Source organism: Flavobacterium sp. ZE23DGlu08, from assembly GCF_030505335.1.
In the GTDB taxonomy this organism is placed as follows: Bacteria; Bacteroidota; Bacteroidia; order Flavobacteriales; family Flavobacteriaceae; genus Flavobacterium; species Flavobacterium algoritolerans.
Window position 1 is genome coordinate 1,774,812 of sequence record NZ_CP130045.1, and the last position, 19,785, is coordinate 1,794,596.

The 19,785-nt window shown below is 37.0% G+C and carries 14 protein-coding genes; 12 read left to right on the forward strand and 2 right to left on the reverse strand.

Annotated elements, in window-relative coordinates; translation table 11 throughout:
* Positions 1–28: 28 nt before the first annotated feature.
* The 11 genes from Q1W72_RS07795 to Q1W72_RS07845 all read left to right on the forward strand — a co-directional run bounded on the left by Q1W72_RS07795 (position 29) and on the right by Q1W72_RS07845 (position 16,693).
* Positions 29–1,591, forward strand: a complete 1,563-nt coding sequence (locus tag Q1W72_RS07795; protein ID WP_099713795.1) for a RagB/SusD family nutrient uptake outer membrane protein — start codon at positions 29–31, stop codon at positions 1,589–1,591.
* A gap of 85 nt (positions 1,592–1,676) precedes the next feature.
* Positions 1,677–3,224: an alpha-N-arabinofuranosidase gene (locus Q1W72_RS07800; protein ID WP_302137814.1), complete on the forward strand. Its 1,548-nt coding sequence runs from the start codon at positions 1,677–1,679 to the stop codon at positions 3,222–3,224.
* Between the two features lie 12 nt (positions 3,225–3,236).
* Complete coding sequence (locus Q1W72_RS07805; protein ID WP_302137816.1) at positions 3,237–4,856, forward strand: arabinan endo-1,5-alpha-L-arabinosidase; 1,620 nt, start codon at positions 3,237–3,239, stop codon at positions 4,854–4,856.
* 91 nt (positions 4,857–4,947) lie between these two features.
* On the forward strand, positions 4,948–5,943 hold the full coding sequence (locus Q1W72_RS07810) for a glycoside hydrolase family 43 protein (protein WP_302137817.1): 996 nt from the start codon (positions 4,948–4,950) through the stop codon (positions 5,941–5,943).
* A 185-nt stretch (positions 5,944–6,128) separates the two neighbouring features.
* Entirely contained in the window at positions 6,129–7,115 is a 987-nt protein-coding gene (locus Q1W72_RS07815; protein ID WP_302137819.1) for an arabinan endo-1,5-alpha-L-arabinosidase, read from the forward strand.
* Between the two features lie 21 nt (positions 7,116–7,136).
* A complete protein-coding gene (locus Q1W72_RS07820; RefSeq protein WP_302137821.1) occupies positions 7,137–9,104 on the forward strand; it encodes a glycoside hydrolase family 127 protein in 1,968 nt (655 codons plus the stop codon).
* 85 nt (positions 9,105–9,189) lie between these two features.
* Positions 9,190–11,175 (forward strand): alpha-L-arabinofuranosidase C-terminal domain-containing protein, encoded by a 1,986-nt coding sequence (locus tag Q1W72_RS07825; protein WP_302137822.1) that lies wholly within the window; start codon positions 9,190–9,192, stop codon positions 11,173–11,175.
* 165 nt (positions 11,176–11,340) lie between these two features.
* Positions 11,341–13,032 (forward strand): ribulokinase, encoded by a 1,692-nt coding sequence (locus Q1W72_RS07830; protein WP_302137823.1) that lies wholly within the window; start codon positions 11,341–11,343, stop codon positions 13,030–13,032.
* Entirely contained in the window at positions 13,016–13,717 is a 702-nt protein-coding gene (locus Q1W72_RS07835; protein ID WP_099713803.1) for an L-ribulose-5-phosphate 4-epimerase, read from the forward strand. The genes Q1W72_RS07830 and Q1W72_RS07835 overlap by 17 nt, the downstream gene beginning before the upstream one ends.
* Before the next feature lie 176 nt (positions 13,718–13,893).
* Positions 13,894–15,402, forward strand: a complete 1,509-nt coding sequence (gene araA / locus Q1W72_RS07840; RefSeq protein ID WP_282713473.1) for an L-arabinose isomerase — start codon at positions 13,894–13,896, stop codon at positions 15,400–15,402.
* 109 nt (positions 15,403–15,511) lie between these two features.
* Positions 15,512–16,693, forward strand: coding sequence for an aldose epimerase family protein (locus Q1W72_RS07845; RefSeq protein WP_099713805.1), 1,182 nt, complete (start codon positions 15,512–15,514; stop codon positions 16,691–16,693).
* A gap of 343 nt (positions 16,694–17,036) precedes the next feature.
* Here the strand turns inward: Q1W72_RS07845 and Q1W72_RS07850 are convergent, their stop codons facing one another.
* Positions 17,037–17,660 (reverse strand): hypothetical protein, encoded by a 624-nt coding sequence (locus Q1W72_RS07850; protein WP_099713806.1) that lies wholly within the window; start codon positions 17,658–17,660, stop codon positions 17,037–17,039.
* A gap of 153 nt (positions 17,661–17,813) precedes the next feature.
* Positions 17,814–17,960: a hypothetical protein gene (locus Q1W72_RS07855; protein ID WP_158234582.1), complete on the reverse strand. Its 147-nt coding sequence runs from the start codon at positions 17,958–17,960 to the stop codon at positions 17,814–17,816.
* Between the two features lie 109 nt (positions 17,961–18,069).
* Between Q1W72_RS07855 and Q1W72_RS07860 the strand changes: the two genes are divergently transcribed.
* Entirely contained in the window at positions 18,070–19,608 is a 1,539-nt protein-coding gene (locus Q1W72_RS07860) for an IS1182 family transposase (protein ID WP_302135917.1), read from the forward strand.
* The last annotated feature ends 177 nt before the right edge of the window (positions 19,609–19,785 follow it).

The window sequence follows — 19,785 nt, forward strand, 5'->3', positions numbered from 1 at the left end:
ATTAGCAAACCAATTAAAACGAATCAAAATGAAATATAAAATATTTAATTATCTGGCTGGTTTCTTATCACTTGCAGTGGTAACAACAAGCTGTGTCAACGATGAAGATTTAATTCAACTTGACCCAAATAATGACGCTGCAGATTCATTCTGGAAAACAGATGAAGACGCAATAAAAGGGGTAAATGCAGCTTATGGCAGCTTATTGACTGATGGTACTTACATGAGAAGTACTCCTTTATTGTTAGATTTAAAAGGAGATGATACCAGAAGTAACAGTCCATGGGGAGCGATGTACAATGTAGGTCGTTTTAACTCAAATGTGTCGGATGCAGCAATTTATGGTTGGGCTTATGAAACCTACTATCAAGGTATTTACCGCGCCAATCAAGTACTTACCAATGTACCTAATATCGCTATCACTGATACTGCTCTTAAAAACAGAATTCTTGGTCAGGCTTATTTTTTAAGAGGATTGTATTTGTTTCATGCCGTAAACATGTTTCAAAACGTACCGCTTCCTACTGAAATTGCCGCTTTCTATCCACAAAAAACAAACCAAGAAGGTTGGGCACAAGTTATTGCAGATTTTAAAGCTGCCGCAGAATTGCTTCCGGCATCATACAGTAATATTTCTGGTTTAGATGCAGGTCAAAAAGGACGTGCCACTAAAGGAGCTGCTTTAGGATATTTAGGAAAAGCATACTTGTTTACCAAAGATTTCCCAAATGCAAAAATCGCTTTCAAACAAGTTATCGATTTAGGTGTTTATGCTTTAGTGCCTAATTACCGTGATAACTTTACAGACACAAACGAAAACAATTCAGAGTCATTGTTTGAAGTACAATTCAGCAGAGATGCAGGTGGAGTTGATTTAGGTTGGGGTGGTGCTCCAGCTTCCGGATGGGGAAAAACATCAGCAAGAGCTATTACTTATGGACCTAGAGCTTTTGGATGGACAGACGTACAACCAACATGGGCATTATTCAATGAATACCATGATGAAAAAACTACTGCAAACACCACAGACCCACGTTTAGACGCTACTATTTTCTATAACAAACCAGGTGGAATGCAACTTTACGGACAAAACTTCGCTACTTTTTACGCAGCTAATCCGGGAGATTTGAATGACTTGTTTTGCAGAAAATACCAAAATTCTGATGGGAATTATGCAAATGAATACGACTGGCGTTCTGGTATAAACGAACGTTTATTGAGATATGCTGATGTATTGTTAATGTATGCTGAATGTTTAAATGAAACTGGCGATACTCCGGGAGCTTACACTTATATTCAAATGGTAAGAAGCAGAGTTGGTTTACCTAATTTAGCTACAGCAAAACCAGGACTAAGCCAAATTGCAATGAGAGAGCAAATTGGACACGAAAGATTCTTAGAATTCCCACTGGAAGGACACCGTTTTGACGATATTCGTCGTTGGGGATGGTTACAAGATCCCGCAAAATTAGCTTGGTTAAAAACACGAGATGTAGAATTCAACTCCTACGCAGCAGGAAGAGAATTTTTCCCAATACCACAATTGGAAATGGATAACAATCCAGGAACAATTCAAAACAGTGGCTATTAATATTTATTTGATTTAGTTAGAATTTTAATGTCATGTGGTAAGCTTAACAAAAGCTTACCATGTGATTTTATAACTTAAAAAGAACATGAAAAAAACCCTATTAATCTTATTTATTTTTACTTTTTGTAGTCAAGCTATTGTTGCACAAAAAGAAACAACAGTACTTACTTTAAAAAATAGTAATGATGGACCAACTATCAGTAAACATATCTACGGACATTTTGCTGAGCATTTAGGAAAATGTATTTACGGTGGTTTTTTTGTTGGTGAAAAAAGTTCTATTCCAAATACAAAAGGAGTTCGTAACGATATTATTACTGCCTTAAAAGAATTAAAAATACCAAATTTAAGATGGCCAGGAGGTTGTTTTGCGGACACTTACCACTGGAAAGATGGTATTGGACCCAAAGAAGACCGACCAAGTATTGTAAACCGTTGGTGGGGAGGAACTACTGAAGACAACAGTTTTGGAACACATGATTTTTTAAACTTATGTGAAGTTTTAGGTACAGAACCTTACTTGGCCAGCAATGTTGGTAGTGGAACCGTTCAGGAACTGGAGCAATGGGTACAATATGTAAACCATGACGGCGGTAGTCCAATGTCTGAGCTTAGAAAAAAGAATGATCGCGAAAAACCATGGGGTGTTACTTTTTGGGGAGTAGGAAATGAAATGTGGGGATGTGGCGGAAATATGACTCCGGAATATTATGCTAACCTATACAAACAATATGCTACGTTCATGACCGATTGGTCTAATAATGATAAACTTTTCAGAATTGCTTCAGGAGCAAATGTTGCTGATTACCACTGGACCGAAGTTTTAATGCGTGATATTCCTAAAAGTTTAATTGAAGGCGTTGCGCTTCACTCCTACTCTTTTGTAAAATGGGAAAAGAAAGGCTCTTCAACTAAATTTAATGAGGAACAATATTTTGCAACCATGCAAACTGCACTTAAAATGGAAGAATTAGTGACTAAACATTCTGACATCATGGATAAATATGATCCAGAAAATAAAGTGGCACTTATTGTTGACGAATGGGGCGGATGGTATGATGTAGAAGAAGGTACAAATCCTGGGTTTCTATACCAACAAAACACTATGAGAGATGCTATGATTGCCGGTACAACACTGAACATTTTTAACAATCATTCTAAAAGAGTGAAAATGGCAAACCTTGCTCAAACCGTAAATGTTTTGCAAGCTGTTATTTTAACAGAGAATGAAAAAATGTTGCTTACGCCAACGTATCACGTTATGAAAATGTACACTGTACATCACGATGCGCAATTATTGCCAATGACAATTAATTCTCCGTCATACACCTATAACGGTGAAAAACTTCCTGCTTTATCCGCTTCGGCATCCAAAGATAAAAACGGATTAATTCATATTTCATTGGTAAATATAGATTCTAAAAAAGACCACAAAATAGAAATTGACATGCAGGAACTTGGAATTAAAAATGTTACCGGAACTATTCTGGCATCACCAAAATTACAAGACCACAACACATTTGATAACCCATCAAAAATCAAACCTGTCGTTTTCAAAGGTTTTGAAACAAAAAAGGGTAAACTGGAAATCACAATCCCTGCATTTACTGTAGTGGTTTTAGAAACCAAATAAAAAAACATAATAATGAGAAATTTAAAATTCCTTTCAACATTAGTTTTGTATCTGACGCCTTTCTTAATTGTTGCTTCCATTAGCAGTTGTTCTGGCGATGATCCAGCTTCAGATCCTGTAGCAACGCCGACGCCAACACCGACTCCGACGCCAGCACCTACTGCTTTTGCCGGACCAACGTATTCAGACAATTACACCTCTATTTCCTCTTGGAATAGTCGTTCTCAATGGAATTTGGCAAACGTACATGATCCTTCTGTTGAAAAGTGTGGCGAATATTATTATATGTATCAAACCGATGCTTCCTATGGAAATGCGCATGAAGGACACGGTCATTTCCCATACAGACGATCCAAAGATCTTATCACTTGGGAACACATGGGATCAGCAATGACACAAGCGCCAGCTTGGGTAAAAGATTCCTTGAACAACAAAAGAGCCCGAATGGTTCCGGCTTTACCGCCTATTACAAATCCTCGTTATGGTTATTGGGCGCCTTACATCAAAAAAGTAGGGTCTAAATATAGAATGTATTACAGTATTGTGGTAGATGAACCAATTATTGGTGCCGATTTCACCTATTCATGGTCAGAAAGAGCCTTTATTGGACTAGCAGAATCTGATGATTTAGCAACTAATGTTTGGGTAGATAAAGGAATGGTGGTTTGCTCTGAGCCAGATGGTTTAAAACCGTATTCTTTTACAGGTACTAGAAATTGGGAAAATGCGTATTTCCAATTCAATGCTATCGATCCTACTTTTACCATTACTCCACAAGGAGAACACTATTTAATCTACGGTTCTTGGCATTCTGGTATTGCAGCATTAAAGTTAAATCCAACAACCGGAAAACCCGATCAATTAAAAACATTAAGTGATTACGGAACCCGCATTGCAAAACGAGGAAATAGCCGTTGGCAAGCTTCCGAAGGTCCAGAAATTATTTATAATGAAACGACTGGCTATTATTATTTATTTCTAGCTTATGACGAATTATCCGTTGCATATAACACGCGCGTTGCCCGTTCCAAAAACATAATGGGTCCTTACATAGGGATCAACGGAGGGGATGTCACTAATGGAGCAGATTGTTGGCCTATGTTGACACATCCTTATTCCTTTAACAATCATACCGGATGGGTTGGTTTTTCTCACTGTTCTGTTTTTCAAAATCCAGATACCAAAGAATGGTTTTACTCCTCACAAGCCCGCTTACCGGAAAATGTACCCGGAATTAATGCGTCCAATGCTTTAATGATGGGACATGTTCGCGCCATTCAATGGACGGAAGATGGCTGGCCGGTAATCGCTCCGGAGCGTTATGCAGGAGTGCCTAAAACGGCTATTACCGAAACTTCATTTATAGGATCTTGGGAACAAATCACAATGAATTATCAATACAAAACGATTCAAAAATCAGTTACTATATTCTTAACCGCTGACAAAAAAGTAAGCGGCGGAGTAACAGGAACTTGGTCGTATGACAGCACCAAAGAAGTGCTTACCGTAAATGGCAATCAATGCAAAGTAAGCGATGCTTGGGATTGGGAAGCCATTCCTAGAAAAGTGACCCTGACCTATTCTGGATTTACTACCGGTGGACAACCCGTTTGGGCTAAAAAAATAAATTAATTTTCACTAAAAACAGCTGCCTTTTTAATGATACAGAAAGGCAGCTGTTACAAATAAAGCGCCCTTTTCATTCTTTTACAGAAAAATCAAAATGAAAAATACAATTACAACCCTATTGCTACTGGCATTTCTTTCCTCTTGTAAAACTATAAAAACAGATAGTGTTACGGCTTCCGCCAATGATGGAAATCCGAGTCAAACCATGCAAATCAACAACCCAGCCATAAAAGACAAGTACACCGGCGACCCTGCAGCTTTGGTATATAAAGACAAAGTCTATCTCTATGCCGGTCATGATGAAGCGCCAAATGATTTCAATTTTTATAAAATGAATGAATGGCTGGTATATTCCTCATCGGATATGGTGAACTGGCAAGAACATCCGGTTCCGCTAAAAGTAACCGATTTTACTTGGGCAAAATCCGATGCTTGGGCTGCTCAAGTCATTGAACGCAACGGAAAATTCTATTGGTATGTTACTGTTGAACATGGAACGATTCCAGGAAAATCAATTGGAGTGGCTGTCGCTGACAGTCCAACAGGTCCTTTCAAAGATGCGTTAGGAAAAGCCATTATTACTAATGACATGACAACCAAAACCAACATTAGTTGGGACGATATTGACCCAACTGTTATGATAGACAATGACGGCCAGGCCTATTTATTCTGGGGAAATACTGTTTGTCATTACGCAAAATTAAAAGCAAACATGGTTGAACTTGATGGACCAATACAAACCATTTCCTTACCAAATTTCACCGAAGCGCCTTGGATTCACAAAAAAAAGGATTGGTATTACCTGTCGTATGCGTATCAGTTTCCAGAAAAAATCGCTTATGCCATGAGTAAATCTATCAACGGGCCATGGGAATACAAAGGAATTCTGAATGAAATAGCTGGAAACTCGAATACCAACCATCAATCGATTATTGAGTTCAAAGGAAAAGATTATTTCATTTATCACAATGGCGCAACTCAACCCAACGGTGGTAGTTTCAGAAGATCCGTGTGCATAGACCGTCTATATTACAATGAAGACGGAACGCTGAAACGTGTAATTATGACTACGGAAGGCATTCAAAAATAAGCACATTACAGGAAATGGCTTTAAACACAAACGATTAATAGAACCATTTAAACTTATATTTCCTTAAGTGGTTTAAAAATTTGAACCGTATAAGATGAAATTAAAAACAGTTCAAAAAATACACAATATCAAAAACTTATATTTTCTTAAATGACTTATATGGTTTAAAAAATAAAAAATAAAGCATGAAATTATATCAAAAAATTCAACCATTACTTCTCTTACTAATCATGACGGCTTCCGCTTGGGCGCAAGACATTACCGTTCACGACCCTGTAATGATCAAACAAAAAGACACTTATTATTTGTATTGCACGGGAAAAGGAATCAGTGTTTTTAGTTCCAAAGATTTAAAAAACTGGCAGCCGGAACCCACTATTTTCAAAGAAAAACCGGTTTGGGTAGATAAAGTAGTGCCTAATTTCGACAACCATATTTGGGCACCGGATGTTTCTTTTCACAACAATACCTATTATTTGTATTATTCGGTTTCTGCTTTCGCAAAAAATACTTCTGCAATCGCATTAGCAACCAATACAACTTTGGACCCAAAAGACCCCGCATATAAATGGGTCGATCACGGAATTGTCATTCAGTCAGTACCAAATCGTGATTTATGGAATGCCATAGATCCCAATTTGACTTTTGATGACAACAACACGCCTTGGTTGGCATTTGGTTCTTTTTGGAATGGTTTGAAAATGGTAAAATTAAATCCAGATTTAAAATCAGTAGCACAACCAGAAGAATGGTCCACCATTTCAAAACGCAAAAGAACTTTCGAATTAGCAGATACTGATCCGGGAGATGGCGCACTTGAAGCTCCGTTTATTTTCAAAAAGAACGGATATTATTATCAATTCCTTTCTTGGGATTTGTGCTGCCGAGGCGAAAAAAGCACCTACAAAGTAGTCGTAGGAAGATCTAAAACTATTACCGGTCCTTATGTGGATAAAGACGGAAAATCATTAAACGAAGGTGGCGGAACACTTCTTATTCAAGGAAACGAAAACTGGTTCGGAGCAGGACACAACAGCGCTTATACTTTTGACGGGAAAGATTACATCATTTTTCATGCGTATGATTCCAAGCAAAAAGGGAGACCTGTTTTAAAAATAAAACAAATGCAATGGGATGCTGATTTATGGCCTGTTGTAGCACCACTGAATTAAAAACAGATTAATAGTAGGCAAATGACCTTTATAAAAAAAACAATACTAGCAGTTTCGATTCTAATGACCGTTTGCGGACAAGCACAACAACGTTTAAAAAAATCGAATTCACCCAAAAAATCAGGTTACAGCATAACTCCTGTAAACATTCAAAATGTCAAGGTTACAGATGCTTTTTGGTTGCCTATCATCAAGAAAGTACAGGAAAAAACCATCGAATACGCCATTCAAAAATGTCAAGAAGAAGGCCGCATGGACAACTTTTTAATTGCAGGAGGCAAAATGGAAGGAACCGTAAAAGGTCAAATGCCTTTTGACGATACCGATGTCTATAAAATTATCGAAGGCGCTTCAAACACTTTAATCAGTGAACCCAATCCAAAACTCGAAATACTATTAGATTCACTAATTAGCATTGTGAAAATTGGTCAGGAAAAAGACGGTTATTTAACAACCTGGAGAACCATCAATCCAGCCAAACCGCCAGCTCCTTGGGTTCCTGTGATTGAAGGAAAGCGTTGGGAATCACTTCAAATCAGTCATGAATTGTACAATTCCGGTCATCTGATTGAAGCAGCTGTAGTGCATTACGAAGCTACTGGAAAGAAAAACTTCTTAGACATTGCCCTCAAAAATGCGGATATGTTAGTACGCACTTTTGGCGACAGAGCAGATCAAGTTCATGGTGTTCCAGGACATCAAATTGTAGAAACAGGCTTGGTAAAATTATACCAAGTTACCAATAACAAAGCCTATTTGAACTTGGCAAAATACTTTTTGGACAACCGCGGAAATCCAAAAAACCACACCTTATACGGTGCGTACTCCCAAGATGACATTCCTGTTGTTCAACAAAAAGAAGCGGTGGGACATGCCGTAAGAGCGGTTTATATGTATGCTGGAATGACGGATATTGCTGCTTTAGAAAATGATGCTGCTTACGGGAATGCGGTGAATCATTTGTGGAATAATATGGTCAATAAAAAAACATACATCACGGGAGGTATTGGTGCGAAACACGATGGAGAAGCTTTTGGCGAAAATTACGAATTGCCAAATCTAACCGCTTATAACGAAACGTGTGCCGCTATCGGAAATGTGTATTGGAACCATAGACTGCATAATATTTCTGGAAATTCAGATTATTTTGATGTGATTGAACGCTCTTTATACAACGGATTGATTTCTGGATTGTCATTGGACGGAAAAAAATTCTTTTATCCAAATGCATTGGAATCGGATGGTGTTTATAAATTCAATCGTGGCGAATGTACCCGTCAATCTTGGTTTGACTGTTCTTGTTGTCCAACGAATTTGATTCGGTTTATTCCTTCGATTCCGGGATTGATTTATTCTAAAAGTAAAGACGTACTTTATGTGAATTTATACGCTTCGAATACGGCGAAAATAGCATTGGACAAAACCAATTTAGAAATCTCACAGCAAACCAATTATCCCTGGGACGGAAAAGTTGCTCTTACTGTTTCTCCCAAAAAAGAAAGTGAATTTACGATAAAATTACGCATTCCAAGTTGGGCGAGAAATCAGGTTTTACCGGGAGATTTATATCGTTATTCGACTACCTCAACTGCAAAAACAACCGTTACTATAAACGGAAAAGCATTTGCATACCAAGAAGACAAAGGATACATCACCATTACCCGAAAATGGAAAAAAGGTGAAAAAATTGTCCTTGATTTCCCAATGGAAGTAAAACAAGTAGTAACCAATGCGAAGGTGGAAGGCAACAAAGGGAAAGTCGCTTTGGAATACGGACCTATTGTATATGCAATTGAAGAAGCTGATAATGCTACTAATTTTGATGCCATAACCATTGGTGCAAACGATACTTTCAAAGTTAAAAAAGAAGAAACCCTTTTGGAAGGCGTAAATACAATCCAAACCAAAAAATTAAAAGCCATTCCGTATTATTCCTGGTCAAACAGAGGCGTTGGAAAAATGAAAGTTTGGATTGATTACAAAGAGTAAAACGATATTTAGATACTAGACGAATTATTAAAGTTTAAATGCGTACACCCACAACTTTAAACCTTAAACCTTAAACCAATAAAAAATGAAACCAAATTTAATTACCAAAATCACCCTTTGTGGGCTTTTACTAAATGGCTTTTATGCCAATGCACAAAAAACGAATCTGGAAGTTAATACCGCTACTACTGTAACTAAAATTCAACCAACAATGTACGGTGTGTTTTTTGAAGACATCAACTTTGCTGCCGATGGTGGTTTGTATGCCGAAATGATTAAAAATCGTTCTTTTGAATTTGAAGCGCCGCTTATGGGTTGGGAACAACCGAATAGCGATAAACATTCTTTCAATACAACATCCGGAATTGCTACAACTGTCAAAGCATTGGAAAACAAAACCAATCCAAGTTTTTGCAGAGTATTAATCAATGATGCCAAAGGATTTTCGATGATTAATGAAGGATTCCGTGGCATGGGAATTAAGAAAGATGCCAAATACAATCTTTCGCTAAAAGCGGCAAATCACAATGGTGAAATCAAAAAAATCATCATTCAATTTATTGATAAAAACAAAAAAGTATTAGGCGAAACCAGTATTGTCCCAACATCAAACGATTGGAAAAGCTATACTGCACAATTTACTGCTACTCAAACCGAGGCAAAAGCACAATTGAAAATCACCTTTGAAGGAAATGGAACCATCGATTTAGACATGATTTCTTTGTTTCCAGAAGACACTTGGATGAACAGAAAAAACGGAATGCGTAAAGACATTGTGCAACTTTTGCATGATATGAAACCGGGATTTTTGAGATTCCCTGGAGGTTGTATTGTTGAAGGAAGAACTTTGGCACAACGCTACCAATGGAAAAAAACAGTGGGTGATGTGGAAAAAAGAGAAACTTTAATCAACCGCTGGAACACTGAATTCACTCACAAACCGGCACCAGATTATTTCCAGACTTTTGGATTGGGATTTTTTGAATATTTCCAACTTTCCGAAGATTTAGGCGCGCAACCTTTGCCTATTTTGAGCTGTGGAATGGCGTGTCAGTTCAATACCGGAGAATTAGTTCCAATGGAAGAATTAGATCCTTACGTTCAAGATGCTTTGGATTTAATTGAATTTGCAAACGGCGGTACAGAAACCCCTTGGGGAAGAATTCGTTCTGAAATGGGACATCCAAAACCGTTTAACCTAAAATACATTGGTGTTGGAAATGAGCAATGGGGACCAGATTACATCGAAAGATACAAAGTATTTGAAAAAGCGATTAAAGCAAAATATCCAAAAATGATTATTGTTTCCGGAAGCGGACCATTTCCAGAAGGAGATTATTTTGAATACGGCATGCAAGAACTTAAAAAATTGAATGCTGAAATCGTTGATGAGCATTATTATAAAAGCCCACAATGGTTTAGAGAAAATGCCACTCGTTACGACAGTTATGATCGAAAAGGCCCTAAAATTTTCGCAGGAGAATATGCTGCTCAAAGTGTGGCTATTGCAAGTCCTGATAATAGAAACAATTGGGAATGTGCCTTCTCTGAAGCTGCTTTCATGACCGGTTTAGAAAGAAATGCCGAGGTCGTTAATTTAACTTCTTACGCACCATTGATGGCACATGAAGAAGCGTGGCAATGGACACCAGATTTACTTTGGTTCAACAATCTGGAAGCGTATGGTTCTGCTAACTATTATGTTCAAAAATTATTTGCCACCAATAGAGGAACCGATTTAATAGCAATTACCAAAGACGGAAAACCGGTAACTGGGCAAAACAATCTGTTTGCATCGGCAGTGAAAGATAGCAACTCTAAAGAAGTAATTGTAAAATTAGTAAACACATCGGCGACTGCACAAGAAGTAAATGTAGACTTAAAAGGAACCAAATTACAAGCTAAAGGAACTATAATTACCCTTACAAGTCCAAACCTACAAGACGAGAACTCATTTGCAAATCCTAAGAAAATAAGCCCTACAGAAAAGGGATTTAATTTAAAAGGGGACAATGCACAAACGAGCCTTCCACCCTATTCTGTTACTGTTTTGAAGTTAAAAATGAAATAATCGCAACAGAATAAATGTATATCATACGTTTGTTTTTTATTTTACTCGTAAAACGCTGTTTTTATGCGTTTTTGATAAAAATTATAATACCAAATTAAATTAAGTGTTTTTTATACACTTATAAAATAAATATATTATATTTGTAATTCTTTAAAAGATTTTGGGATGAAAAATTATGTTATAGGATTAGATTACGGAACAGATTCTGTTCGAGCGATGTTAATAGACACTGAAAATGGGCAAGAGTTAGCATCAAATGTTTGTCAATACAAGCGATGGGCAACCAAAGAATATTGCAATGCATCCACAAATCAGTTTCGTCAGCATCCTTTAGATCATATCGAAGGATTAGAAACGACCATAAAATATGTTGTTCAAAACAGCAATATAGATCCTTCACTAATACGAAGCATTTGCATTGACACCACCGGTTCGTCACCAGTACCAGTTACTAAAGATGGAATTCCTTTGGCTTTGACTGAAGGTTTTGAACACAATCCGAATGCGATGATGGTGTTGTGGAAAGATCATACGTCTATCAACGAAGCAAACGAAATCAATGAACTTGCCGAAAATTGGGGTGGAGAAAATTTCACCAAATATGTAGGTGGGATTTATTCATCAGAATGGTTCTGGGCAAAAATTCTACACATTGCAAAAGTAGATACAGCTGTAAAAGATGCCGCTTACACTTGGATGGAACATTGTGATTTGATGACGTATTTATTGATTGACAATAAAGATTTAAAAACATTCAAAAGAAGCCGTTGTGCAGCAGGTCATAAAGCCATGTGGCACGAAGACTGGAACGGATTGCCTCCAGAAGAATTCTTAGGTCAATTACATCCATATCTTGCCGCACTTCGCGGAAGATTATACGATGAAACCTATACTTCTGATTTGGTAGCCGGAAACTTAAGCCAAGAATGGGCAACACGATTAGGACTTACAACCGATACTTTAATTGCAGTGGGAACATTCGACGCACATTCTGGAGCGGTAGGAGCAAAAATTGAAGAAAATACTTTGGTTCGCGTGATGGGGACCTCAACCTGTGATATTATTATTGATTCAAAAGAGTCAATCGGAACAAAAACCGTTCGTGGCATCTGCGGACAAGTTGATGGTTCGGTAATTCCAGGATTCATAGGTCTGGAAGCGGGACAATCTGCTTTTGGAGATTTATTGGCTTGGTACAAAGAATTACTACTTTGGCCAACAGAACATTTATTAGCTACTTCTACCCTTTTGACTGATGTTCAAAAAGAGCAATTAAAAGCAGAAATGAGTGATAATTTAATCGTTCAATTGACCGCCGAAGCAGAAAAAATTCCTTTATCCGAAAGTGTGCCAATCGCTTTAGATTGGATTAACGGAAGAAGAACTCCAGACGCTAACCAGGAAATTAAAAGCGCTATTTCTAATTTGAATTTAGGAACCAAAGCACCACATTTATTCAAATCTTTAGTAAACGCCATCTGTTTTGGTTCTAAAAAAATAGTAGATCGCTTTGAGGAAGAAGGGGTGAAAATAAACAGCGTCATCGGGATAGGTGGTGTAGCGAGAAAATCGCCTTACATCATGCAAACCTTGGCAAATGTGTTGAATAAACCAATCAAGATTGCGGCTTCAGACCAAACACCAGCGTTGGGCGCAGCTATTTATGCAGCAGTTGCAGCAGGAATTTATCCGAATGTAATAGAAGCCAGCCAAAAAATGGGAAGTGATTTTGACGGTGAATATTTTCCACAATTAGACAAAGTTGCTGCTTATAATAAATTGCTTTTGGCGTATGAACAACTAAGTTCTTTTGCCGATCCATCTATTAAAAAACTACACCATGAGCAGTATGTATAATGCTTTAAAACAAGAATGCTACGACGCAAACATGCAATTGAATGCATTGAATTTAGTAGTCTATACTTTTGGAAACGTGAGTGCCGTAGATAGAAAAAATGGCGTTTTTGCGATAAAACCCAGCGGTGTTCCTTACGAAGATTTGAAACCCGAAGACATTGTTATTGTAGATTTTGACAATAACATTATCGAAGGCAGCATGCGTCCGTCATCGGATACAAAAACGCACGCTTATTTATATAAAAACTGGCCAAACATCGGTGGTGTAGCACACACTCACGCCACGTATTCTGTAGCTTGGGCACAGTCGCAAAGAGACATTCCAATTTTTGGAACGACTCACGCCGATCATTTAACCACTGATATTCCTTGTGCTGCGCCAATGGCCGACGCACTTATCGAAGGCAATTATGAACACAATACCGGAATTCAGATTTTGGATTGTTTCAAAGAAAAAAACCTTTCGTACGAAGAAGTGGAAATGATTCTCATTGGAAATCACGGTCCTTTTGCTTGGGGAAAGAACGCAGCAAAAGCAGTTTACAATAGTAAAGTTTTAGAGGTAATTGCGGAAATGGCACACTTGACTTTGCAAATAAACCCAAATGCTCCAAGATTAAAAGATTCCTTAATAAAGAAACATTACGAACGCAAACACGGAAAAGATTCGTATTACGGACAATAATAGATTTTTGAATGATGATTAACGATTTTTGATTTCAGATTTCATAGCACTAGATTTCTCGTTTTACACGAGTCTAAACTTCTGAAATCAAAAATCTTAAATCATTTTATAACTCAATGTTATTTTCCAGAATAGGTAAAACAATGTTATTCAATACTATATAAAATAATAAAATAATGATAGATATATCTCAAAAAGAAGTTTGGTTTGTAGTAGGCAGCCAAGAATTATATGGCGAAGAAACGCTAAGAAAAGTAGCAGAGCATTCCCAACATATTGCAAAAGGGTTACACGCTTCGTCTCATATACCAGTGAAAATTGTATATAAAGATGTGGTGAAATCTCCAGCACAAATTACAAATGTATGCTTAGAGGCCAATTCGAACAAAAACTGTATTGGTATTATTGCTTGGATGCATACCTTCTCGCCTGCTAAAATGTGGATTGGCGGTTTAAATATTCTTAAAAAACCATTGTGCCATTTGCATACACAATTCAACGCTGAAATTCCATGGGCTTCTATGGATATGGATTTTATGAATTTAAACCAATCGGCTCATGGAGACAGAGAGTTTGGTTTTATCATGTCCAGAATGCGTAAAAAACGTAAAGTGGTTGTTGGACATTGGGAAGACGAACGCGTTCAAAAGAAATTAGGCATTTGGTCCAGAGTCGTTTTAGGTTGGGATGAGTTCCAAAACTTAAAAGTGGCAAGATTTGGAGACAATATGCGCGAAGTTGCAGTAACTGAAGGAGATAAAGTCGAAGCCCAAATCCGTTTTGGTTTTTCGGTAAATGGTTTCGACTCTTCAGATATTACCAAACACATTGACAACGTTTCTGATGCTGACACCAATGCATTAGTTGCAGTATATGAAGCGTCTTATACTTTGGCTCCAGCCCTTCAAAAAGGAGGAGAAAAAAGAGATTCATTGCTAGAAGCTGCCCGAATAGAAATAGGATTAAGAGCATTTCTTGTAGAAGGAGGTTTTGGTGCTTTCACTGATACTTTCGAAAATCTGGGTTCATTAAAACAACTTCCGGGAATTGCTGTGCAACGTCTTATGGCAGATGGATACGGTTTTGGTGGAGAAGGCGACTGGAAAACTGCCGCTTTACTCCGTGCGATGAAAGTAATGAATGTAGGTCTTGAAGGAGGAACTTCTTTCATGGAAGATTATACGTATCATTTCACGCCTCAAAAATCGTATGTTTTAGGGTCTCACATGTTGGAAATTTGCTCTTCTATTGCTGATGCAAAACCTTCTTGTGAAGTTCACCCATTAGGAATTGGAGGAAAAGAAGATCCGGTTCGTTTGGTATTTAATGTTGCTGCTGGAAATGCTATCAACGCTTCCCTGATTGATATGGGGAACCGTTTCCGATTGATTGTAAACGAAGTAGAAGCGGTAGCGCCAATGGCTGATTTGCCTAAACTTCCTGTTGCTCGCGTCTTGTGGGATTGTAAACCAGACCTTGATATTGCTGCAACTACATGGATTTTAGCAGGTGGAGCACATCATACGGTATACAGTCAAGTTTTGACAACTGAATATATGGAAGATTTTGCCGATATTGCAGGTATAGAATTGCTTGTTATCGATGAGAAAACAACCGTTAGGGACTTTAAGGATAAAATTAATGCTAACGAAGCCTATTATCATTTGTTTCAGCACGGTCTATAATTTAAGTCTAATGTCATAAAGTCTTAATGTCCAATGCAGAGGATTAAAGTTTTAGTTAATTTTTAAACTTTAGACTTTAAGACTTTTAAAAACTAAAAAACGAATCATTATGAATGTATTAAAACGTTGCATTTACGGAATTTCCATAGTAAGTTTGGCAAGTATGAATATTCAATGCAAAAGCGATAAAAAAGTGGAAGAAACTGTTACAGAAGCAAAAGCTACTGATGTGGTGACTATCGAAAAATCAGCTTATGGAACGACTCCAAAAGGCGAAAAAATTGACAGTTACAAACTGAAAAACCAAAAAGGAATGGAAGTGGATATTATCACTTATGGTGGAATTATCTCTTCTTTGAAAGTGCCTAACAAAGCCGGGAAATCAGAAGAAGTAGTGCTTGGTTTTAATTCATTGGAACAATACATGAAACCAAATCCGTATTTTGGAGCCCTTATCGGAAGATACGGAAACCGAATTGCAAAGGGAAAATTTACCTTGGACGGAAAAGAATATGCTTTGGCCATCAACAACGATCCTAATGCTTTGCACGGAGGACCTGAAGGTTTTCACAGAGTGGTTTGGACTGCCGAAGAAGCAAAATCCGGGGACAATGCTTCGCTAAAATTGAAGTATGTGAGTAAAGACATGGAAGAAGGATATCCTGGAAATCTAACTGTTTTTGTAACCTACACCTTGAACAATGACAACTCATTGGACGTGGTTTATGAAGCGACTACCGATAAGAAAACGGTGGTAAACTTAACACAACACTCGTATTTCAACTTGTCTTCTGATTTTTCTAAACCAATTTTAGATCATGAAATCACTATCGATGCAGATAAATTAGTTCCGGTTGCAGCAACACTTATTCCAACAGGAAAATTGACCGATGTAACCAATACGCCGTTTGATTTCAGAAAAGCGAAAAAAGTGGGTGCACAAATCGAAGGGAAAGACGAACAATTGAAAAACGGATTGGGTTACGACCATTGCTGGGTACTGAACAATCAAGATAAAGGAGAGCGTTTTGCAGCATCGGCTTATGATGCGGGAAGCGGAAGATTATTGGAAGTGTACACCGACCAACCGGGAATACAGTTCTATTCCGGTAACTTCTTAGACGGTACTTTACCCATGAGAAATGGCGGAACGTATGCTCGCAGAACTGGTTTTTGTCTAGAAACACAACACTATCCAGATTCTCCAAATCAAAAAGATTTTCCAACTACGGTCTTGAATCCAGGTGAGAATTATAAAACAAAAACAAGCTTTAAATTCTCTGTTAAATAACAATACACTAACTAATTATAGATTAGTTTCTATTCCCATAAATAAGTTGAATGGTTTGGTTTAAATATGGAACTAGTTAGTAACCCCGAAAGTAAAACTTTCGGGTTTTTTTTATGGTATCAGGTAATTTAATAGTGCTGTTTTAGTGTAGTTTTAGATAACTTTCTTGATTGCGAGCGGGATGCTCATTCAATTACAATTTACAGTTATTTACTTTTGAGAGTGTTCGCGAGCGATACGCTATCGGTAGTTAGAGGATTTGACAAATCATCACAAATACAAAACCAACTTTCCATTAAGCCAATTGCGCAAAACCGCTGTTAGTGGCTGTTATATACAGGTTTTATGCGTCCTTCATTTCCCAATGATATTCAACACCTCTAAAATTTCTATTTTTCAAACGTGAACCAAAAATGGAGGAATTATACATATCAACTAATCCTTTTGCTATTTCAGGTAAATCCTCTTCAGTAAGATTTTCATCTATTAAATCAATTCTATTTGTAACTGTTGGTATATTTGGCTTGTAAATAGCCTCTTGAAATGGCTTTAAACTATTTCCTTGGTTATGAAACCATATACTTTGGGAATAATTATTATTTAAATTATCTCGATATTGAATATATATTTCAAAAGAGTTATCTCCAATTACGTAATCAATTGGAATTATTATTTTCTTACTTTTTGGGAATGAGTGATAAATTCCACGTTCTGAAATGCCCCAAATTTCATCATCAATTAATTTTTTTAACTTAGCTAAACTTTTATAATCATCTTTAACCCAATCTTTAATAAATGTTTCATACGAATAATTTTCATCACTTTCAGTAACAAAAAGCCAAATATCAATATCAAATGCAGGGTGGTCACTTTCATTCGATATTATTAGACAATTTTTAGCATTTATTACTTTAGAGTTATATTGTAAAAACGGTAAATTCGATAATCTAAGTTGTTCATTAAACATTTTCACTGACTCTTCTTGAGCATTTGCTGTTCTTCTGAGTTCTTTTCTTGTATATTTAAGTTCTTTCCTTTGAAGGTTTAATTCAATTTTTTGTAAAAAAATTGTATAAATAATTCCCGATAAAGCTAATCCTGAAAATAGAGAATTAATCGCTCAAAAAGTATCTCCAAAAGATCCACTTTTTAACCAATCTGAAAAAGTAAACCAACTTACAATTGCAGAGATAATCCAAATAATAATAACTCCAATAATTAGTTGGCTAAAAGGTATAATTTTACTGTTGTTTTTGTCTTTTTTCATTTTTTTTTAAACTTGCATATAACGTCAGTCTGTGAAAAAACCTCCGTTGTATTATCATCAAATATAACAAAATACTAGTATAAAAAGAAGATTTTTCGTATTTTTAAGAATGCAACATATCACAGGTATTTCCCGTCAACAAATGCGTTTTTCAAGTTTAGAAGACACTATAAGTCCCGATAATCAGGTGCGATTTATAGATGCCTTTGTCGAATATATTGACCTCTCTAAACTCGATTTTGCTGTAAAAACGCTCAAGACCGAAGGTCGCCCAAGTTTCAATAGTAAAGTATTTCTAAAGATGTATTTATACGGTTATCTCAACGGAATCAGAAGTGGCCGTGATCTAGAAAAGGAATGTTTGAGAAACATCGAAATGCAATGGCTTTTAGAGGATATTCGTCCCAATTACCACAGCATCTCAGATTTTAGAAAAGACAATCCTATTGCTTTGAAAAAATTATTCAAACTCTATGTTCTCTTTTTAAAAGATTCTGACTTAATAGGCGGTGAAACTATAGCTATTGATGGCACCAAAAGTCGCGCGCACAATAGTAAGAAAGCCAATTTTAACCAAAAGAAAATAGACAAACACTTAGCTTATATTGAAGCTAAGACCCAAGAATACTTGGATACCTTGGAAGAAAATGACGGCAAAGATAATCCAGCTATAATCCAAAATATCCAACAAAAGTTAGACCGATTGAAAGGGAACAAATTGCGTTATGAGCAACTGGAAGAAAAACTAAAAGCAAGTGGCGAGCCTCAAATAAGCACAACTGACAGTGATGCCAGAGCATTACTAGTTCAAGGACAAGTAGTTGAAATTTCGTTTAATGTTCAAGCCGCAGTCGATGCTAAAAATAATCTTGTTGTAGCCACGCACACCATCAATAAGAATGATCGCAGTGCTTTGTCAGCTATTGCCATAGAAGCCAAAGAGAATCTGGGTATCGAAACCTATACTGCATTGGTCGATAAAGGTTACCATAATGGCAAACAAATAGAAATCTGCAAACAAGCCAACATAACTACCATTGTAGCACAGCCTGAACAAGGAAAAAGTAACGAAAACGGTACGACCAAGGCTTATTTGGTAGCCCAATTTCAATACGATCACGACACCGATACTTATACTTGCCCACAAGGCGAAACACTAAAAACTACAGGCAGTTGGCATAAGAAAACTACAGATAAAGACAGTTATAATTTTAAAAAATACCGAACCCCAAAATGCAAAGAATGTCCCGTAAAGCATTTATGTACAAGTAGAGCTGCAGGCAGAGAAATCGACCGAAGCCAATATGCCGATGCCGTAGAAGAAAACAACAAGCGTTACCATGCAAATGCGCAGTTGTACCGCATGAGGCAAGAAATTAATGAACATATTTTTGGCACCATCAAACGACAATGGGGCTATAACCATACCAACTTAACGGGATTAGAAAAAGTAAACGGAGAACACAGCCTGATTATGCTGGTGTATAACATCAAACGCAGTATCAATATCCTAGGCGTTCCCGATTTGATTGCCAAACTCAAAAAATGGAACTCACCCTACAAGGCAAAAGTCTTGTTTTTGCTAAAAACGAGTTATTTAAAGCTGAATTTAGAGTTCTTTTTTTCCAGTTTAAAATTAGCAGCCTAAAAAAGACCTTTCTTAAAAGGCTTTCTTTTGGATTGTAGAAAAGGAAAAATTGAAGATTTTAACGCAAAAAAGAGGTTTTTTCACAGCCTGACGTTCCCGCGCTACACACAGGCTGGGATTAAGAAAGCCTAAACTTTCTGTTAAAAACTAATTTTTCAAATACAAAACCATTTTCAA